The 20,113-nt window shown below is 33.5% G+C and carries 19 protein-coding genes; 12 read left to right on the top strand and 7 right to left on the bottom strand.

Annotated features, from left to right (window positions below; translation table 11 throughout):
- Positions 1–157: 157 nt before the first annotated feature.
- On the bottom strand, positions 158–2,323 hold the full coding sequence (locus ASD98_RS04950; protein WP_056200990.1) for a hypothetical protein: 2,166 nt from the start codon (positions 2,321–2,323) through the stop codon (positions 158–160).
- 191 nt (positions 2,324–2,514) lie between these two features.
- Here ASD98_RS04950 and ASD98_RS04945 point away from each other — a divergent pair, with 191 nt between their 5' ends.
- The 7 genes from ASD98_RS04945 (at position 2,515) to ASD98_RS04915 (ending at position 8,579) form a co-directional block, all read left to right on the top strand.
- Complete coding sequence (locus ASD98_RS04945; protein ID WP_056200987.1) at positions 2,515–2,916, top strand: septal ring lytic transglycosylase RlpA family protein; 402 nt, start codon at positions 2,515–2,517, stop codon at positions 2,914–2,916.
- 264 nt (positions 2,917–3,180) lie between these two features.
- On the top strand, positions 3,181–3,948 hold the full coding sequence (locus ASD98_RS04940; protein ID WP_056200985.1) for a ParA family protein: 768 nt from the start codon (positions 3,181–3,183) through the stop codon (positions 3,946–3,948).
- A 5-nt stretch (positions 3,949–3,953) separates the two neighbouring features.
- Positions 3,954–4,856, top strand: coding sequence for a ParB/RepB/Spo0J family partition protein (locus tag ASD98_RS04935; RefSeq protein ID WP_056200983.1), 903 nt, complete (start codon positions 3,954–3,956; stop codon positions 4,854–4,856).
- Positions 4,856–5,416 (top strand): DUF5683 domain-containing protein, encoded by a 561-nt coding sequence (locus tag ASD98_RS04930; protein WP_056200979.1) that lies wholly within the window; start codon positions 4,856–4,858, stop codon positions 5,414–5,416. Before ASD98_RS04935 ends, ASD98_RS04930 begins: the two co-directional genes overlap by 1 nt.
- Positions 5,417–5,456: 40 nt before the next feature.
- Positions 5,457–6,158, top strand: a complete 702-nt coding sequence (gene dapB / locus ASD98_RS04925; protein ID WP_056200977.1) for a 4-hydroxy-tetrahydrodipicolinate reductase — start codon at positions 5,457–5,459, stop codon at positions 6,156–6,158.
- 64 nt (positions 6,159–6,222) lie between these two features.
- Entirely contained in the window at positions 6,223–7,776 is a 1,554-nt protein-coding gene (gene lepB / locus ASD98_RS04920) for a signal peptidase I (protein ID WP_056200973.1), read from the top strand.
- Between the two features lie 188 nt (positions 7,777–7,964).
- Positions 7,965–8,579 carry a WbqC family protein gene (locus tag ASD98_RS04915; RefSeq protein WP_056200970.1) on the top strand — a complete coding sequence of 205 codons (615 nt, stop codon included), beginning with the start codon at positions 7,965–7,967 and terminating at the stop codon, positions 8,577–8,579.
- On the opposite strand, the gene ASD98_RS04910 is transcribed toward ASD98_RS04915, so the two are convergent.
- The 6 genes from ASD98_RS04910 to ASD98_RS04885 all read right to left on the bottom strand — a co-directional run bounded on the left by ASD98_RS04910 (position 8,576) and on the right by ASD98_RS04885 (position 14,825).
- A complete protein-coding gene (locus ASD98_RS04910) occupies positions 8,576–9,598 on the bottom strand; it encodes an endonuclease/exonuclease/phosphatase family protein (RefSeq protein ID WP_128414803.1) in 1,023 nt (340 codons plus the stop codon). The genes ASD98_RS04915 and ASD98_RS04910 overlap by 4 nt on opposite strands.
- Before the next feature lie 46 nt (positions 9,599–9,644).
- On the bottom strand, positions 9,645–10,508 hold the full coding sequence (locus tag ASD98_RS04905) for a rhomboid family intramembrane serine protease (protein ID WP_056200966.1): 864 nt from the start codon (positions 10,506–10,508) through the stop codon (positions 9,645–9,647).
- Between the two features lie 41 nt (positions 10,509–10,549).
- A complete protein-coding gene (locus ASD98_RS04900; RefSeq protein WP_082577791.1) occupies positions 10,550–11,299 on the bottom strand; it encodes a rhomboid family intramembrane serine protease in 750 nt (249 codons plus the stop codon).
- Positions 11,296–13,224: a DNA mismatch repair endonuclease MutL gene (gene mutL / locus ASD98_RS04895; protein ID WP_056200964.1), complete on the bottom strand. Its 1,929-nt coding sequence runs from the start codon at positions 13,222–13,224 to the stop codon at positions 11,296–11,298. The genes ASD98_RS04900 and mutL overlap by 4 nt, the downstream gene beginning before the upstream one ends.
- A gap of 164 nt (positions 13,225–13,388) precedes the next feature.
- On the bottom strand, positions 13,389–13,961 hold the full coding sequence (gene ribH / locus ASD98_RS04890; protein WP_053472396.1) for a 6,7-dimethyl-8-ribityllumazine synthase: 573 nt from the start codon (positions 13,959–13,961) through the stop codon (positions 13,389–13,391).
- Between the two features lie 84 nt (positions 13,962–14,045).
- Complete coding sequence (locus tag ASD98_RS04885; RefSeq protein WP_056200960.1) at positions 14,046–14,825, bottom strand: hypothetical protein; 780 nt, start codon at positions 14,823–14,825, stop codon at positions 14,046–14,048.
- A gap of 380 nt (positions 14,826–15,205) precedes the next feature.
- Between ASD98_RS04885 and ASD98_RS04875 the strand changes: the two genes are divergently transcribed.
- The 5 genes from ASD98_RS04875 (at position 15,206) to ASD98_RS04855 (ending at position 19,933) form a co-directional block, all read left to right on the top strand.
- Positions 15,206–16,285, top strand: a complete 1,080-nt coding sequence (locus ASD98_RS04875) for a DNA replication/repair protein RecF (protein WP_056200955.1) — start codon at positions 15,206–15,208, stop codon at positions 16,283–16,285.
- Positions 16,286–16,421: 136 nt separating this feature from the next.
- Positions 16,422–17,102 carry a DUF2461 domain-containing protein gene (locus ASD98_RS04870; protein ID WP_056200952.1) on the top strand — a complete coding sequence of 227 codons (681 nt, stop codon included), beginning with the start codon at positions 16,422–16,424 and terminating at the stop codon, positions 17,100–17,102.
- Between the two features lie 85 nt (positions 17,103–17,187).
- Positions 17,188–18,243 (top strand): glycosyltransferase, encoded by a 1,056-nt coding sequence (locus tag ASD98_RS04865; protein ID WP_056200950.1) that lies wholly within the window; start codon positions 17,188–17,190, stop codon positions 18,241–18,243.
- A gap of 136 nt (positions 18,244–18,379) precedes the next feature.
- Positions 18,380–19,393 (top strand): UDP-N-acetylmuramate dehydrogenase, encoded by a 1,014-nt coding sequence (gene murB, locus ASD98_RS04860; RefSeq protein WP_056200947.1) that lies wholly within the window; start codon positions 18,380–18,382, stop codon positions 19,391–19,393.
- Positions 19,394–19,432: 39 nt separating this feature from the next.
- Positions 19,433–19,933, top strand: coding sequence for a hypothetical protein (locus ASD98_RS04855; protein ID WP_056200945.1), 501 nt, complete (start codon positions 19,433–19,435; stop codon positions 19,931–19,933).
- The last annotated feature ends 180 nt before the right edge of the window (positions 19,934–20,113 follow it).

Raw genomic sequence — 20,113 nt, 5'->3', positions numbered from 1 at the left:
AAGCGGGTGCAAATATATAACTATTTTTTGCTTATCCAAAACAATTTAAGAAATAAGAAATATTTTTATTTTGCAGAAAAAAAAACTCTGAAGATTAATCAGTCTTCAGAGTTTTTTTTTGTTTAAAGAAATACTATTATGAGTGTATCTTTTTTATTTATTTCTCCATAACAATATAAACAGGATATGATTCACGATTAGGCAAATCAAATTCTTCGTCGAAAGGCTGTGCACCTTCACCATTATTGTATAATGCCACACGTTTTACACCAGTTGCAGTGCTCCCGCCAATACCATTGATAACATTTTGAATATTTCCCGGACCAGCAAAACGAGTAATACACATTTTTTCAAGTTTCACATTTGGGCCATTAGGCGCTTCAAAACCATTTTTCTTGTTCACTTTACCATCAGTTCCTGTAAAAACTGCATAAGAACCCATTCCTATACTATGATAGTCTTTTACAGTATTGGCTATTTTAAATGCTGCATAACCATCAACTCTGCCTCCCTGACTACTCCAGCTTGCTTGGTTTGGAGCATCGTATGGCGGTTCGTTTTGAAAGAAATAAGTTCTGCCTCGTTCTCCCAGCCACAATACTTCATATTCCTGAAAGTGTTCAGTAAACAAAGCATAAAGCGTTACATCATTACCAGTAACGATAAGTCCGTTTTTACATCTGTCTCTAGTCCATCGCAAATCTCCACCTTTCTGCGAACCATGATCAGCACGCCACAGCCAGAAGTGATCGCCCATCACATTACTGCTGTTTATTTGCATAGCAGTATGGATCTGAATATTTTTTGATTGAACCCCACCTACTCGACAAGTAATATCTGTTAGTAAGATAGGATTTGCAGCATGATCTGCTTTCGCTCCTTCATCACCAATTCTAACTTGATAAGTGGTACTATTAAATGAATCTGTAAGAAGTCCGGCAATTATAATTCCGTCCTTATCATCGGCATAAATACATCCCCAAGTATTTTTCTCAGTAGGCTCTAATGTTACAGAAGCAATACCTGCACCAAGAAGAATTGCATCTTTTCTATTCACCTGAACAGGAGCATTCAATGTGTAATGTCCTGGCGTGAAAAATATATTTTTACCCGATTTTAACGCATTATTGATTTCTACATCGGTGTCTCCTTCTTTGGCAACATACCAATTGGTAAGCAAATCCTGAATTTCTCCTTTACCCATATCTGTTGATGACCAGGAAACTCCTACTCTATCTTTTTGCCATGCCGGAACAAATACTTTGTATTCACCATCATTATCTATAAAAAGAAAAGGTTTTTCTCTTATAATTGGTGTAGTAGGAATTGGAGAGTTAGTATCATCTGCTTGTGGAGGATTCACACAACCTTGCCAAACCATATTGTACGACCCTCCCATAGCTCCAGAGCCTGAAGGAAAAATAGCATTTCTGGTATACCATTGCTGCTGTCCTCCCCAGTTTGGTCTTGATGATGTATAATGCGTATCCGCAATAAATCCGCCACTGCCCCAAAAGTTGGTGTTTCCAACATCTGAAATATATTTCGAAGTACTTTCAATCAGCATTCTTCGCGCGCTGGTCGATTGCGAAACTGTCCAGGCAAAATCCCGCATTACTTCTACATTTTCCACAGAACGCCAAAATGTACATGTAGCATTTGCTCCACCTGAAAGGTGAGGCCTAGTAAAAATAGAACCCAATTTAACATCTGATGGCACTTTGCCTAAACCTCCAATGTGAGAGTAGAATCCTAATTCTATTGCCTTAGCTTCTACCGATGATGCAGAACCCGATCCGCCTGAATCGTAAGTCTGCCCCTTAACATTTGCTTTAAAATAATAAGCCTGACGTTTTGTTGTCCACTCGCCATTGGCACCGCCCAGACCAATAGCTCCAAATTGGGAATTAATATCGTTTCGTGCAGTTTCAGCTTTTTCATATTTTCGATCGTAGAAATACATATTATCACCAAAAATTTGTTTCTCCAACGAAAGTATTATTGTTATAGAATTACGAGTTATTTTATAATAGTTCTCGTATTTATCTGTATTGGGTTTAGTATCTGTAAATGTTAATTTGGAAGTCGAACCCACAGGTACAAAATCGGATGCCAGACGACTGCCTCCTTTTACGATTACATAATTTCCCGAAGAGCCAAATGCCGGCCACGATAATGTTACGCTATGTTTCTTCTTGTTGTAAACAATCTTGCCTTTTATATTATTCTCCTGTTTTTTTTCATCAGATGAATTGGATGCAAAACTGCATAGAATCAGCACAACCGTAAATGCAGTAAGTACTGAGGTTAACTTTTTAATCATTTGTTTTTGGATTTAATAGTAGTTTTTTAGAGATCCTAAAATAATGAATAATCTTAACCTACATCTTTCAATTTTCTTATCAAAAACTATACAAAGAGCCTAAATGTGCCTTTTAATAGCATAAATAAACCCTATACCATATTTTCCTTTTTTTATAATAGATTTTTTTTGCCGCCAATAGAAATTAAAAAATGAAAAAAATAATACTCTATATAGCTCTGGCTTTTTCCACAACAGCTGTTGCGCAAGAAACTACAATTGATACAGACCCTGATATTAAAAACGGCCAGTATATCTTATATAAAAAAAATGCGCACGCTTCTTATTATCATAATAAATTTAATGGAAGAAAAACAGCTAGTGGTAAAAAATTTAACAACAATGATTTGACCGCCGCCCACAAAAAACTTCCTTTTGGCACAAAACTTAAAATCACAAACGAAAAAAACAATAAATGCGTTATTATAACAGTAACAGATCGCGGTCCTTTTGTTAACGGAAGAGAAATTGACCTAAGCAAAAGAGCTTTTCTGAATATTGCATCGAATAAAAAGAGCGGAGCACTTATTGTAACAATTGAAGTTTTAAAATAAAACCCTTTCCGTTATTTTTTTATTGGGAAAGAAAACCAGAATGGGATCATTTCTATAACACAAAATTTAACTTCATCCATTTTTACTGTAAAAATAGCAGTCATGTCAGCCAAAATCTGGTTAGTAATTCTACTCAAAACTTAAATTAATTTCTGCCGAACACGCACGAAACAACGATTAAGCGAAGTTTCACAAATGTTAACAAAATAGATTTTCAAAAACCATAAATAATTGTATTTTTACGGTTCAAAATTCAGAAAATAAATGGGCAAAATCATTGCGATTGCTAATCAAAAAGGAGGCGTTGGAAAAACTACAACATCTGTAAATCTTGCAGCCTCATTAGGTGTTTTAGAGAAAAAAGTATTATTGATAGATGCTGATCCTCAAGCAAATGCTACATCTGGCCTTGGGATTGATGTAGAATCTGTTGAAATTGGTACCTACCAAATACTTGAACACAGTCACACACCAAAAGAAACTGTTATAAAATGTACAGCGCCAAATGTTGACGTTATTCCTGCTCACATTGACCTTGTTGCCATCGAAATCGAATTGGTTGACAAAGAAAACAGAGAATACATGCTTAAAAAAGCGTTAGAAAGTGTAAAAGACGAATATGACTACATCATTATCGACTGTGCACCTTCTTTAGGTTTATTAACCTTAAATGCTTTAACAGCTGCTGACTCTGTAGTAATTCCAATTCAATGTGAATATTTTGCACTTGAAGGATTAGGAAAATTATTGAACACTATAAAAAGTATTCAAAAAATTCACAACCCTGATCTTGACATCGAAGGATTATTACTTACAATGTATGATTCAAGATTACGTTTATCTAATCAGGTAGTTGAGGAAGTTCAAAAACACTTTAACGACATGGTTTTTGACACCGTTATTCAGCGAAATGTAAAATTAAGCGAAGCACCAAGTTTTGGAGAAAGTATCATTAATTATGATGCTACAAGTAAAGGTGCGGTTAATTACATTAATTTAGCTCAAGAAATTATAAAGAAAAACAGTAAATAGTTTTTATGACAAAAGCAATTAAAAAACAAGCCTTAGGAAGAGGATTATCAGCATTATTAAAAGATCCGGAAAACGACATTACATCAGTAGAAGACAAAAATGCTGACAAGGTCGTTGGAAATATTATTGAGCTTGAAATAAGTGCTATCGAAATAAATCCGTTTCAGCCTAGAAGCAATTTTAATGAAGAATCATTACGCGAATTAGCCACTTCTATCAAAGAACTTGGTGTAATTCAACCTATTACTGTTCGAAAATTAGATTTTAATAAATACCAGTTAATTTCCGGAGAACGTCGTTTGCGTGCTTCGACTTTGGTTGGTTTAACTCATGTTCCGGCGTACATCCGTATTGCCAATGACAATGAGTCTCTTGTTATGGCATTAGTTGAAAACATTCAGCGTCATGACTTAGACCCAATCGAGATCGCACTTTCTTACCAGCGTTTAATTGATGAAATTCAATTAACACAAGAACAGATGAGCGAGCGCGTTGGAAAAAAACGCTCAACAATTGCCAACTATTTACGTCTTTTAAAACTTGATCCAATTATTCAAACTGGTATTCGTGATGGTTTCATTAGTATGGGACATGGTCGTGCTATCATTAATATTGAAGATTTAGACGTTCAGACTGATATTTACCAAAAAATCGTAAGTCAAAATTTATCTGTTCGTGAAACAGAAACATTAGTAAAGAATTATCACGAAAGTTTACAGCCAAAAGCAGAAGGAAAACCTAAAGCTGATTCTTCATTTGTGGTTAGAGAAACACAAAAAAACACTTTCAATGATTATTTTGGTTCGAAAGTTGATATAAAAGTCGCTGGTAACGGAAAAGGAAAAATTACAATTCCTTTTAATTCTGAAGCCGACTTTAATCGAATTATAAAATTAATAAACGGATAGTGAATAAAATTGTCCCCATAAGTCTATTGTTCTTTCTCATAGGAACCGTTTCTCTTTTTGCCCAGGTAAAAAAAGACACGGTTTTAGTCGTTAAAGACACCTCTGCATTACAAGAAATAGATCCGCTTACACCTGCAAAAGCAGCTTTTTATTCTGCTATTTTACCCGGTTTGGGTCAGGTATACAATAAAAAATACTGGAAAGTCCCGCTCGTTTACGGAGCAATTGGTACAAGTTTATACTTTTATATTGATAACAATAAAAAATATCATGATTACCGAGATGCCTACAAACGAAGATTAGAAGGCTATAGCGGTGATAAATATGAATTTTTAGATGACAGCAGACTTATTGCAGGTCAGAAATTTTATCAGCGAAACAGAGATTTATCCGCCTTATTTGTTGTTGGATTTTACGTTTTGAATATCATTGATGCCAATGTTGATGCAGCCCTGATTCAATTTAACGTAAACGAAAGATTATCACTTCGTCCAGAAATTTATCCCGCCGATGTAACGTTTAAACCAAACGTCGGACTAACTTTTAATTATCGTTTTTAAATAGTTTTTTTCTGTTTAAAAATTTACAAATACATACAAAATGAAAATTGCGCTTTTAGGATACGGAAAAATGGGTAAAGTAATCGAACGAATTGCTTTAGAAAGAGGTCATGAAATTGTTTTAAGAAAAGACGAATTCAATACATACGACGCACTTTCGGCTGCAGATGTTGCGATTGATTTTAGTGTTCCGTCAGCGGCAGTCGACAATATTTCTGCATCTTTTAATGCTAATGTTCCTGTAGTTTCCGGAACAACAGGATGGTTAGAACATTTCGATGAAATGATTGCTCTTTGCAATGAAAAAAAAGGAGGTTTTATCTCCAGTTCAAATTTCAGTCTGGGCGTGAATATTTTCTTTGGATTAAATGAATATTTAGCCAAAATCATGAATCAATTTGACTCTTATAAAGTTACGATGGAAGAAATTCACCACATTCATAAATTGGATGCCCCAAGCGGAACTGCGATTTCTTTAGCTCAAGGCGTTATTCAAAACAGTAATTATTCTAACTGGACTTTAGATGAAGCAAAAAAAGGTGAAATTCATATTGAAGCTAAAAGAATAGGAGAGGTTCCGGGCACACACACCGTAAACTACGATTCTGCTATCGACAGCATTGAAATTAAACATACTGCTCACAATCGTGAAGGCTTTGCTCTTGGCGCTGTTATCGCTGCAGAGTGGCTTGCAGGAAAGCAGGGAATTTTCACAATGAAAGATGTATTAAATTTACAATAAATTGATAAAAATTCTGAATTAAACAACCATTCAATTCAGAATTTGAAACTTAAAATACTATATTATGACTCTTTACTCTTGGTTCGTATTTTTCTTAGCTGTTCAAATTATTCATTTCGTTGGTACTTGGAAATTGTATCAAACAGCAGGAAGAAAAAGCTGGGAAGCGGCAATTCCGGTATATAATTCAATTGTTTTAATGAAAATTATTGGCCGCCCAACCTGGTGGACAGTATTACTTTTTATTCCAATTATTAATTTGATTATGTTTCCTGTTGTTTGGGTAGAAACACTTAGAACGTTTGGAAAAAAATCAACTTTAGACACTATTTTAGGGATTTTTACTCTTGGTTTTTACATCTACTATGTAAATTATACACAGAAATTAGAATATAACGCAGACAGAAAATTAACTCCTGAAAATAAAACAGCTGATACTGTAAGCTCTTTACTTTTTGCAATTATCGTTGCAACTTTAGTACACACTTATGTTATTCAGCCTTATACAATTCCAACTTCTTCTTTGGAAAAATCATTATTAATTGGAGATTTCTTGTTCGTAAGTAAGGTAAATTATGGCCCAAGAGTTCCAATGACAACGGTTGCATTGCCAATGGTACATGATTCTATTCCTTTAACAAAAAGAAAATCTTATTTAAGCTGGCCGCAGCTGCCATATTTCAGGCTTCCTGCTTTTGAACAAATAAAAAGAAATGACATTGTGGTATTCAACTGGCCGGTTGATACAGTGCATTATTTTTATGAGCCAAAAGGAAGACCGGGCGTTATTAAGCCAATCGATAAGAAATCAAACTATGTAAAAAGATGTGTTGGTATTCCAGGCGACAGTTTATCAATTGTAGACGGCTTTGTATTCATCAACGGAAAAAAACTTATTTTACCTGAAAGAGCAAAACCTCAATATTCTTATTCTGTAGCTTTAGACGGCAAAACATCTATTGATTTTGAATCTTTATTTAAAGAATTAGACATTACAGATCCTGCAGGTTTTAGAACTGAAAAAAGAGACACTCTTTACTTTAGAGCTTTGACTGAAGCAAGTGCTGAACGTTTGAAAAATACTCCTGGCGTTACTGCTGTAAAAAGAGAGATTGACAAAGGAAATGACAACGCTATTTTCCCGCATATCAACAAATGGAATCAGGATAATTTTGGTCCGATTTATATTCCCGAAGCAGGCAAAACAGTTGCCTTAACCAATACATCTCTTCCATTTTATAAAGAAATTATCACTAATTATGAAGGAAACACTTTAGAATTAAGTGGCTCTAAATTTATCATAAACGGCAAGGAAACTAACACTTATACTTTCAAACAAAATTACTATTGGATGATGGGAGACAATCGTCACAATTCTGAAGATAGTCGTTATTGGGGTTACGTTCCTGAAAATCATATCGTAGGAAAACCGGTTTTCATCTGGATGAGCTGGGACACAAACGGAAAAGGCATCAACAAAATTCGCTGGAGCAGAGTTTTTACAACTGTTGACGGTGAAGGACAACCGCAATCGTATTTCAAATATTTCTTAATTATTCTTGCACTATACTTTGTTGGAGAATTCTTCTGGAGAAAAAGAAAACAGAATAAAGCATAATTAAAAAAAAGTTATTTTTGTTTCAGGTTTCAAGTTTCAAGTTCTCACAAAACCTGAAACTTGAAACCTGAAGCTTTTAAACGAAATATAGCCAAACGTTTAAAAGTCTACAGTCATAAAGTCAAGCTTCAACACTTGTTTTATGACTTTTGACTTTTGACTTTTGACTTTAAAACTTTAGACATACTATGAATTCCTTATTACTTCCTACATATTTCCCATCAATTAGCCACTTTGCAGTTATGGCTCAATCTGAGAATATAACTTTTGAGATGGAAGATAATTTTCAAAAACAGACTAACAGAAACAGAACTTATATCTATAGTCCGAACGGAATTCAATTATTGAACATTCCCGTTAAGCATTCTAAATCTGCACATCAAAAAACAAAAGATGTTTTGATTGAAAATGAATTTGACTGGCAGAAACAGCATTTTAAATCGTTAGAAGCTGCTTATAGAAGTTCTCCGTTCTTTGAGTATTTTGAAGACGATATTGCACCAATTTTCGAAAAGAAACATACTTTCCTGATGGATTTAAACATGGAAGTTTTTGATACCGTTACAAAGTGTTTACGAATGAAATTAGAATTTGCTAAAACTGCTGAATATTTTCATGAAGTTGAAAATATTTCTGATTTTAGATACTTGGCTAACGGAAAAAAAGATCAAAACTCTTTTGAAAAATACACTCAGGTATTTGATGACAAACATGGTTTTATCAACAATTTAAGCGTTTTGGATTTACTTTTTAACGAAGGTAAGTTTGCAATGGATTATTTAAAAACTCAGAAAATAATCTAAAATTGTTCAATCGATAGTCTGGTCATTATTGGGTAATGATCAGAATTTTCGAAATCAGAAAAACTTTCAAACTGCTTTACTTTCATTTTAGTGTCTGTAAAAATATAATCGATACGGGCCGGGTAATATTTAAATTTATAAGTAGCTCCAAAGCCTTCTCCTGCTTCTTCAAAAGCATCTTTGAGTTTCCCCTTAATATTTCGGTAAACGTATGAAAACGGACTGTTATTCATATCTCCGCAAATAATAATCGGGTATTTGCATTTCTTTATATGCTCCTTAAAAATTTCAGCCTGTTCCTGCTGCTGAGTGAACCCTTTACTGATTCTGGCATAAATACGCTGTGATTTCTTTTGGTTTACCTTATCAATATCATCAGAAATCTCACTTACATCAGGAGATATTTTGATAGACTGCAAGTGCATATTATAAACACGAATAATATCCTTTCCTCTTTTAATATCAGCGTAAACTACATTATTATCTGATTTTGGAAAAATAATATTTCCTTCGGCGATAATAGGGAATTTAGAAAAGATTGCCTGTCCGGTTTTAATTTGTTTTCCATCGATAAAAATATATCGATGCGGATATACTTTTAGATCAATATGTGCAGAATTTGAGTATTCCTGAACACATAAAATATCCGGGTCTTTTTCGTCAATAAAAGTTTTAATATTCTCCGGAATATCATCACGATCCAGCCATTTAAACACATTAAAAAGGCGAACATTATAACTCATTACAGAGAAATCTCTTTCATCTTTTACATATTCTTTAGCTGAAAATTTATAGAATTTGCTGATAAAGGTAATTCCGGTAAGCAAAACCAAACCAGACAAAATAAGGCGCTTTTTAAACTGAATTGCCCAATATAAAAAGAAGAGTCCATTTGCAACAAAAAATGCCGGCATAAACAAAGTAAGCACCGATAAAAGCGGAAAGCTCTTAGGCGCTAAAAATGGCAAAACATAGACACTAAATGTGAGCACAGTCAGTACTATATTCAAAAAGAACATTATTTTATTAAACCACGAAAGGTTTTTCATATTTTCTTGCTAAGGATTATTTTCCTGCTTTAAATAAAAACTCTTTTTCTTCTTTTGTCAGGCAGTCATATCCAGACTGGCTGATTTTATCTAAGATTTCATCAATTTGCTGCTGCGTTTTATCTTTTGTAACAATTCTTGATGAAGACTTTTCTGTAGGTTTTTTGTAATTTTTATGAACTTTTGTAAATGGGGTCGTTGGGGATTTTCTAAAAAGATTAGCAAAAAAGTCCAATACTTTAGAAACAATAATGCTTAAATCTGTTCCGTTTTGAAGCAGTTTAATAAAAATGAAACCAAAAAATGCTCCGGCTAAATGCGAAATATGTCCGCCCATATTTTCAAGGCGCAGCTGCATTAAATCTAAAAGCAAAATTACACCTGTAATATGCCAGAGTTTTACATTTCCAAAAAGAAATAATCTAACATTCATTAAAGGCTGATACGTTGTTGCAGCAACTAAAATTGCCATAATAGCGGCCGATGCACCAACTATTGAAGCTGATGTTCCTAAAACATAAAAACTCAAGGCAAAAACAATCCCTGAAAAAATTGCTCCTAAAATATATAATCCTAAATATTGTTTTTGAGTAAAGAAGGTTAAAAATAAATTGCTTGCAAAGTTTAAAACCATCATATTAAATAACAAATGCAAAAATCCGAAATGAAAAAATGCATAAGTTAAAAATGTCCAGGGCTTAAACATGAAAACCTGAGGATCTGATGATAATGCAAGCCAGTTTGGAAAAACAAACTGACCGGTAGAAAACTGATAGAAAAAAATTAGCGAAATAAGAAAACAGGCAACATTCCAATAAATAACCTGCATCGCAATGCCGCCTAATTTATATTGAAGTTTCAAATCGTCAAGAATATTCATAAAGTCTTCTTTTGGTTTTTAAATTTAATTAAAGTTAAAAATTAATTCCATCGATTGTTATTAAACTGATTTTTTTTCCAGTACAACATCATTAAAAAACCAGCAATAGCACCTCCAAGATGTGCAAAATGCGCAATTCCTGTACCACCACTTCCAAACAAAGAATTGCCTCGCAAACCTAAAAACAAGTCTACTAATAAAAGTCCGGGAACAAAATATTTTGCTTTTATCGGAATTGGAATAAACATTAATGCCAATTCAGCATTAGGAAACATAAATGCAAATGCAGTAAGTAGACCATAAACAGCTCCAGAAGCACCTAAAACAACACCTCCATAGGCATGTATAAAATTATCGAATTGAGAAACTGTCAATAATTCTTTCCATTTAACAGCTATTTTACCCTCATTTAAAATCTGTAAAATATCCGATTTAGGATATCCGTTAGCAATTAAAATATTTAATCCTTCTTGATAGTAATAATAATTTACCGCAAAATTTAACAGTGCAGCACCTAACCCACAAGAAATATAAAAGAATAAGAATTTTTTACCACCCCAAAAATGTTCCAGCATAGATCCAAATGAATACAATGCAAACATATTAAATGCAATATGCAAAAGATTACCATGCATAAACATATGTGTAATTGGCTGCCAGGCTTGAAAACCTGGATTTTCTGGAAAAAAGAGAACAAAATACTCACTAGCCGCGGGAACTAATTCGCAACCAATAAAAAATATAATATTAATAATTAGCAGTTGCTTAACTACTGGCGTCATATTCATCATAAGGCAAACTTTTTATCTATATCTTCAACACGCATGGTAATGAAGGTCGGTTTTTGAAAAGGTGAAATATTGGGGTCTTTACAAGCAAACAAACCGTTTACTAAGTTATCTTGTTCTTTTTCGGTTAAATAAGATCCTGTTTTAACCGCTAAACTCTTTGCCATCGATTTTGCAATAGTATCGTTTTGGCTGTAACTGCTTGCCGGGATTCCGTCTTGTAAATCACTTAATAATTGTTCGATTACAAGAGAAACTTCGCTTTCGGTAATGTTTACCGGAATTCCGGAAATTACAATATGATCAGTTTTGGCTTCTTCAAAAATAAATCCGGTTGTTTCTAACGAAGGTTTTAATTCTTCGATCAGTTTCATTTCTGAAGAAGAATAAAATAAATCTAAAGGAAAAAGCAATTTCTGACTTGAAGCCTGATTCACAGTCATATTCAACAAAAATTGTTCGTATAAAATACGTTGGTGCGCGCGCTGCTGATCAACGATTATCATTCCTGATTTTATTGGCGAAACTATATATTTTTTATGAATTTGATACGTTTTCTGAGTTGCCTGTTCAATCTCATCATCATTAAATAACGAAGAGGTTACTTCTTCATTTTCAAAAGTAAAGGGTAAACTTTCGATACTTTCAGCATTTTCTACATCTAATCCAACATACAAGCTTTCCCAGCTTGCCGTTGGCTCTACTCTTTTAGAATAGCCAGAATAGGACGAAGATGAATTTGAAGAGGAAGAAGACCCAGAACTATAACCAGAACCCGATCCGGAACCCGCTTTTGCATAATGCTGATTTGTTTTATCATCTGTAAACGGATTAAAAGTTCCATCAACCTGAATTGTTGGCACTTCTGCTTCGACATCTTTATAATGATAGGGTGTATCTAAATTTGAATCTCTGTCAAAATCTAAAACCGGAGCTACATTAAACTGCCCTAAACTATGTTTGATTGAAGCTCTTAAAATAGCATATAAGGCTTGTTCATCATCAAACTTAATTTCGGTTTTTGTGGGATGAATATTGATATCGATTGTATTTGGCGGAACCTGCAGATATAAGAAATAACTCGGCTGAGAGCCATCCTTCAAAAGTCCGTCGTAAGCTGCCATAACTGCATGATGAAGATAACCGCTTTTTATGAAACGATCGTTTACGAAAAAGAACTGCTCTCCCCTGTTTTTCTTAGCGAATTCGGGTTTGCATACAAATCCCTGAACATTTATAATTTCAGTATCTTCATTTACAGGAACTAATTTTTCATTGGTTTTACCCGACATAATCCCAACAATACGCTGGCGATAACCGGCTGCGGGCAGGTTGTACAATTCACTTCCGTTATGATAAAAACTAAAATGAATCTTTGGATGTGCTAAAGCCACACGCTGAAATTCATCCATTACATGACGAAATTCAACCGTATCTGATTTTAAAAAATTGCGACGCGCCGGAATATTAAAAAACAGGTTTTTAACGGCAAATGATGTTCCTTTTGGCAAAACAGCCACTTCCTGCGAAACAAACTTACTTCCTTCAATTATAATATGTGTTCCCAGTTCGTCCTGATCTTGCTTCGTTTTCATTTCCATGTGGGCAATTGCGGCAATAGAAGCTAATGCTTCGCCACGAAAACCTTTGGTAGCAAGAGAAAATAAATCTTCGGCCTGACGAATTTTTGATGTAGCGTGACGTTCAAAACACAAACGTGCATCTGTAACAGTCATTCCTACACCATTATCAATAACCTGAACTAATGATTTGCCGGCGTCTTTTATAATCAATTTAATATCAGTTGCCTTTGCATCAACAGCATTTTCTAACAGCTCTTTTACAACTGAAGCGGGTCTTTGAACCACTTCTCCAGCAGCAATTTGGTTAGCAACGTGATCAGGAAGTAATTGAATAATACTCGACATTAAGCAAATATAGTTTTAAAGTTTACGGTTAAAATGAGAAACCAAGAAGCACAAATTTAGTGAATTTCTACTGGCTTTTTGATTATGTGAAATCATAAAAAAAACAAAAAACCTATACTATTATGACACAGTATAGGTTTTAATATTTTAAAACAAATGTGTTTTTATTCGTTCTCTATTTTTCTTGGAGAATCTTCTATCTGAAGTGCACCAGAAGTCAATAAAGGCTGATTGAAAGCATGCGAAATTGATGCCTGCTGACGAATGTATGCCATTTTTATGGCAGCAATCGCAGCTTCTGTTCCTTTGTTTCCGTGAGCACCGCCGCTTCTGTCAATAGACTGCTGCATGTTGTTATCTGTTAAAACACAAAAAATAACCGGAATATCAGTTTGAACATTCAAATCTTTAATTCCCTGCGTTACACCTTCACAAACAAAATCAAAGTGTTTAGTTTCTCCTTGAATTACACATCCAATTACGATTACTGCATCGACGTTTTGTGTCTGAAGCATTTTTTTTGCGCCATAAATAAGCTCAAAACTCCCTGGTACATTCCAGCGAATAATTTGCTGCGCAGGAACATCACAATCAACTAGTGCGTCAAAAGCACCATTGTAAAGTCCTTCTGTTATAACATCGTTCCACTCAGAAACAACAATCCCAAATCGAAAGTCTTTCGCATTTGGGATTGTGTTTTTATCGTATTCTGATAAATTTTTATTTTCGGTAGCCATCTTTAAATTTTAGATTTTTGAATATAGATTTCAGATTGCTAAAATACGAATCTAAAATCTAAAATCTGAACTCTAGAAATTTTATTATTGCGCTAATCCAATCAAAGCATCAACAGCACCAGCTTCTGGAGTTGCGTCGAAGTTATCTTTGATATCGTTTAGATATTTTAAAGCATCTTCTTTTTGACCTAAAGCAATCGCTGTTTTAGCAGCTTTTAACAAGAAACGAGGTGTTGTAAAATCGTTTTTATTAGCTTCAGCAGCTTTTACATAATAGTCTAAAGCTTCTTTTTGATTGTTTTTTTGAGAGTAAGCATCTCCAATTGCACCTTTTGCTAAAGCGCTTAAAATTAAATCTTCAGATTTAAATTCTCCTAAATACTTAATAGCATCATCAAATTTACCTGTATTTAAATATGCCATACCAGCATAGTAATTTGCTAAATTTCCAGCATCAGTTCCAGAATATTCGTCAGCAATTTTCACAAATCCGAATTTACCTTCAGATCCGTTTAAAGCTAATTTGTATAATGAATCACTTGCAACACCATCAACAGCTTTTTGAAAGTTCTGTTGTGCAACAAACATTTCGTTTGCAGCTTCGTCTTGTTTCGGAGCCTCAATAAATTTTTGGTAAGCCAAATAACCAATAGTAGCAACTGCAATACCTGCAACTAAACCAATAATGATTTTTTGATTTTTAGCAACCCAATCCTCAGTTTTTGAAGCAGTTTCGTCTAATTTAGAAAAAACACCAGCTGTTGTGCTGTCTTTTTCATCAATGATTACCTGTTGTTCTTCATTTACTTCTTTAACTTCCTTCTCTTTTGGTGCTTTATATCCTCTTTTATTGTAAGTAGCCATTTAAAATTAATTTAGTGAACGGCAAAAATAAAATTTTTCTTGAAACTGAGGCAAAAAAAATCAATTTTATCACTATTTTAAAACAAATATTTTTGATAATGCTAAGTCCTTTCGCATCAGCACCAAAATAAATCAACTTGAAACGTACTAAAAGTCCTTTATATCGATAATTTTCGATAATTTGCACCCTCAAATTTTTGATGATTTCAAATAACACTTTTCTGAGATAAATCTTGGTTTTAGCCACAAATTTCACAGATTAACACAGATTAAAAAGCCTCAGCAAAAATCTTTTTAATCATTTTAATCTGCGACAGACAAAAAAGTTTAAAAGAATTACTTAGAAAACATCAAATTTTACCTTTTAGAGTCTCTTAAAAATGCATTTAAACAAAATTTCTTTATTCAATTATAAAAATTTCTCTGAAGCCAGTTTTGATTTCGACATCAAGATCAATTGTTTTGTTGGAAAAAACGGAATTGGAAAAACCAATGTACTGGATGCCATTTACCATTTGGCTTATGGAAAAAGTTATTTTAACCCGCTTGCGGTTCAAAATATCAAACACGGAGAAGAGTTTTTTGTTATTGATGCTGAGATAGAAAAAAACGACAGAACAGAACAAATTGTCTGCAGTTTAAAAAAAGGACAAAAAAAGGTTTTAAAAAGAAACGGAAAAGCTTACGATAAATTTTCAGATCATATTGGGTTTATTCCGCTTGTAATTATTTCTCCGGCTGACCGTGATTTAATCGTTGAAGGAAGCGAAACGCGCCGCAAGTTTATGGATAGTGTGATTTCGCAGTTAGACTCCACTTATCTGCATCAGCTTATTCAATATCAAAAAGTACTTGTGCAGCGAAATGCGCTTTTGAAATATTTTGCGCTAAACCATACTTTTGACAATGATACTTTATCTATATATAATGAGCAGTTAAATGAATACGGAAAATCGATTTTTGAAAAACGAAAAGATTTTCTGGAACAATTTATACCTATATTTAATGTACATCATCAAACCATAACCGGATCTGAAGAAACGGTTCAGTTAGTTTATGAAAGTCATTTATTCGAAAAAGATTTATTGACACTTTTACAGGAAAACATTAATAAAGACCGTGCGCTGCATTATACAAATTCCGGAATTCACAAAGACGATTTATCTTTTGAAATTGATTCGCATCCCATAAAAAAATTCGGATCGCAGGGACAGCAAAAATCTTTTTTGATCGCCTTGAAACTGGCTCAGTTTGAGTTTCTAAAAAAGCAAAGCGGCGTAAAACCTATTTTATTATTTGATGACATTTTTGATAAACTGGACGAAACGCGTGTTGCCAAAATTGTCGAAATGGTAAATAGCGAAACTTTTGGACAGCTTTTTATTTCAGATACGCATCCGGAACGTACGGAAGCGATTGTAAAATCTACGCATCAAACTTATAAGATATTTAATTTATAAAGTTTTTTTTGCCACGAATTACACGAATTTTAACGAATTAAAACTTTGTCAAAGTTGAGCGATAAGCAATTAAAAAATTAGTGTAAATTCGTGTAATTAGTGGCGAACTTAAAACAACTGCAATAAAACACACAATATGCTTACGAAAGAATCATTGCAATTTTTAGACGATTTAAAAAAGAACAATAACAGAGACTGGTTTCAGGACAATAAAAAACGTTATGAAATCTTCAAAAAAGATTATCATCAATTAGTTAGTGATTTTCTGGATGTAATGAAACCGCTTGATCCATCGCTGGAATTATTGGAGGTTAAAAATTGTACTTTTAGAATTAACCGAGACATTCGATTTTCTAAAGATAAATCTCCTTATAAAGCACATCTGGGTGTCTGGCTTTCATCTGGCGCAAAAGGCCTAAACCGTTCTGGATATTATGTTCACATTGAAAAAGGGGCCAGTTTTATAGCGGGTGGATTTTATTCGCCTGAAGCGGAAGATTTAAAAAAGGTTCGTAAAGAAATTGCCTTTTTCCATGATGATTTAGAAGCAATTGTAGCCGATAAAAACTTTAAGAAAGAATTTGGAAGTTTAGATGTTGATGAAAATAATTCACTTAAAAATCCGCCTAGAGGTTATGAAAAAGATCATCCGGCAATTGAGTTTTTAAAACTAAAAAGTTTCACTGCCTCTCAAAAGTATGATATTTCTGAAGTGACTCAAAAAGATTTTGTTTCAAAAATGAGTAAAAAACTGATTGCTTTAAAACCTTTAAACGAATTCATAAATCGTGCTTTAGACACTGATGAAGAATTCTAAAATTTTTATTTGCCACGAATTTCACGAATTAGCACGAATTAATTAGTGGAAATTCGTGAAATTCGTGGCGAAAAAACTCATTTTAATGAAAAGAAAAATACTTTTTCTTGGGGAATCGTATCGTGCCGATGCCATAACGTGGATGAAAGGCTTGAAAGAATTTGGCGATTTTGAAATTATCACTTGGGAACTTCAATCTCCGAGTGATTCAAAACTCAACCGATTCAAACGTATTTTAGAATATTTTTTCGCACCTGTTTCTATTCGCAAAATAGTCAGAAATGAAAAACCCGATATGGTGATTGCCGAAAGAACTACAAGTTACGGATTTCTTGCCGCTTTATCTGGTTCAAAAACTATTGCAGTTGCACAACAAGGCCGAACTGATTTATGGCCGGAAAATTCTGTTTTATATCCATTTAAAAAGTTTATTCAGAAATATGCTTTCAAAAAAGCACATTTAATTCATGCCTGGGGTCCCGTCATGACGATTTCTATGAAAGCAATTGGCGTTGACATGAGCAAAGTTTTGGTTCTTCCGAAAGGGATTGATTTATCTCTTTTTACACCTTCAACAAACCATTCAAACAAAATTGAAGCAATTGTAACACGTTCTTTACAGCCGGAATACCGTCATGATTCTATTTTAAAAGCATTTGGCATTTTACATCAAAAAGGAATTGATTTTTCGCTGACTATTGTTGGCGACGGAACAAGATTGCAATTTTTGAAAGATTTAGCTAAAGAGCTTCAAATCGAAAACAAAGTTATTTTTACAGGAAGAATTCCAAATATAGAACTTCCTAAATTATTACAGCAATCTAATATTTATATCAGCATGCCAATTACCGAAGGAGTTTCTGCATCATTATTTGAAGCAATGGCTTGTAATTGTTATCCCGTCGTTTCTGATATTCCCGGAAATCAAAGCTGGATTTCACATCGACAAAACGGGCAGTTAATTGAAATTGATAATATTGAAATGCTGGCCAATGAATTAATTTGGTCTTTTGAAAATCCTGAATCCCGAAATGAGGCTGTTATTCGAAACCGAAAATTTGTAGAAGAAAATGCTAATTATGATATTAATATGAAGGTTATTGCTGATAAGTATCATGAGTTGTTAGATTTTCGAAAGTAATTTAACCACAAAGTTTGCTGAGATTTTACACAATGAACATAAAGCTTAGCGAACTTTGCGCAAACTTTGTGTCTTTGCGGTAAAACAAAAATTATAATCCTTACTTTTGACCTCAGATTAAAAAGCTTTTTTACCTATGCAAATCCAATCCAATTTTTCTTTAAAAAACTACAATACTTTCGGCATAGAAGCCAAAGCCAAAAAATTTGTTGCTGTACATTCTGTTGAAGAACTGAAAACTATTTTAGAGGAAAACAAAAACGAGAAAAAATTCATACTTGGCGGAGGAAGCAATATGCTTTTAACAAAGGATATTGATGCTTTGGTCATTCATATCGATTTAAAAGGAAAAAAAATCATTAAAGAAGATGATGATTTTGTGTGGGTTGAAAGTCAGGCTGGTGAAACGTGGCATGATTTTGTTCTTTGGACAATCGACAATAATTTTGGCGGATTAGAAAATATGTCTTTAATTCCGGGAAATGTCGGTACAACTCCAGTCCAGAATATTGGCGCTTACGGAACTGAAATCAAAGATACTTTTGTTTCATGCGAAGCAATAAATATTGAAACGCAGGAGATAAAAGCTTTTACTAATACCGAATGTAATTTTGGCTACCGTGAAAGCATCTTTAAACATGAAGTAAAAAATCAATTTATTATCACTTCGGTAATCTATAAATTGACAAAACACAATCATAAAATCAATACATCTTACGGAGATATTTTAGCTGAATTGGCTAAAAACAATATCTCTGAACCTACTTTAAAAGATGTAAGCAATGCTGTAATTGCTATCAGGCAAAGCAAGTTACCTGATCCTAAAGAATTAGGAAACAGCGGCAGTTTCTTTAAAAACCCCATTTTATTGAAATCTGATTTTGAAAAAATTCATCAAAAATTCCCTGAGATGAAGTTTTACGAGGTTTCTCCAACCGAAGTAAAAGTTCCTGCCGGATGGCTTATTGAACAGGCAGGCTTTAAAGGAAAACGTTTTGGCGATGCCGGAGTTCATAAAAATCAAGCTTTGGTTTTAGTAAATTACGGAAATGCTACTGGTCAGGAAATTTTAGATGTTTCAAAACAAGTACAGCAAACCGTTTTCGAAATCTTTGGCATTCAAATTGAAGCCGAAGTGAATGTGATTTAAAAAAAACTCAGCCTTTACTAGCTTACCAACCAAACCTTAATGAAAGAATTAAATATCAAAGTTATTTTACTCCAAATATTCGGAATGATTTTCCTTATAAATGGTATTCTGCAGCTTAGATTTTACACCGTATCTGAAAAAATCATCTGGGCAGAAACACATTCACAATATCAACATTCACAATATTGGAACAAATTATTACCTACAAATGAAGGCGTTTTTAATTTTTGGCCTAGTGTATACGTTTGGATATTTTTAGGTTCATTAATAGGAATTTGTATACTTGCTTTTGTAAATTGGAAGAGTAAACTTTCATCTCTAAATACAATTATAGTGGCAATTGTATTATATATTCTCTTAAGACTTAAGTTTTTCAGAAAGGAAATAATATCTCAATTATTTCGTCCCATCAGAACCTTTTGCTCTGATGATTTTGGAACACAATGTTTGGTCGAAGGAGTGATTTTTACTTTTATTGGAGTTGCTATTTTATATGTAAGCGTAATTCAAATCTATTTGAACTCAAAAAAAATGAGCTAAAATTTAAAATAATAATTAAAAATTCTTCTCTATAAATTAACAACATCAAAAACCGAAAAAGTTATAGAAAGTATCTTTGAATTATCGGTAAATCTTTATCTTCGTTTTGGAAACTTCAAGAATTCATTGTGATGCTGAGATGAATTCAGCAACAAGAAATCTTGAAAATAAATTCATAAA

The sequence above is a fragment of the Flavobacterium sp. Root186 genome (assembly GCF_001428525.1).
Taxonomy (GTDB): Bacteria; Bacteroidota; Bacteroidia; order Flavobacteriales; family Flavobacteriaceae; genus Flavobacterium.
Note: the sequence above shows the minus strand (reverse complement) of the source record. Positions and strands in the feature narration are given on the sequence as shown.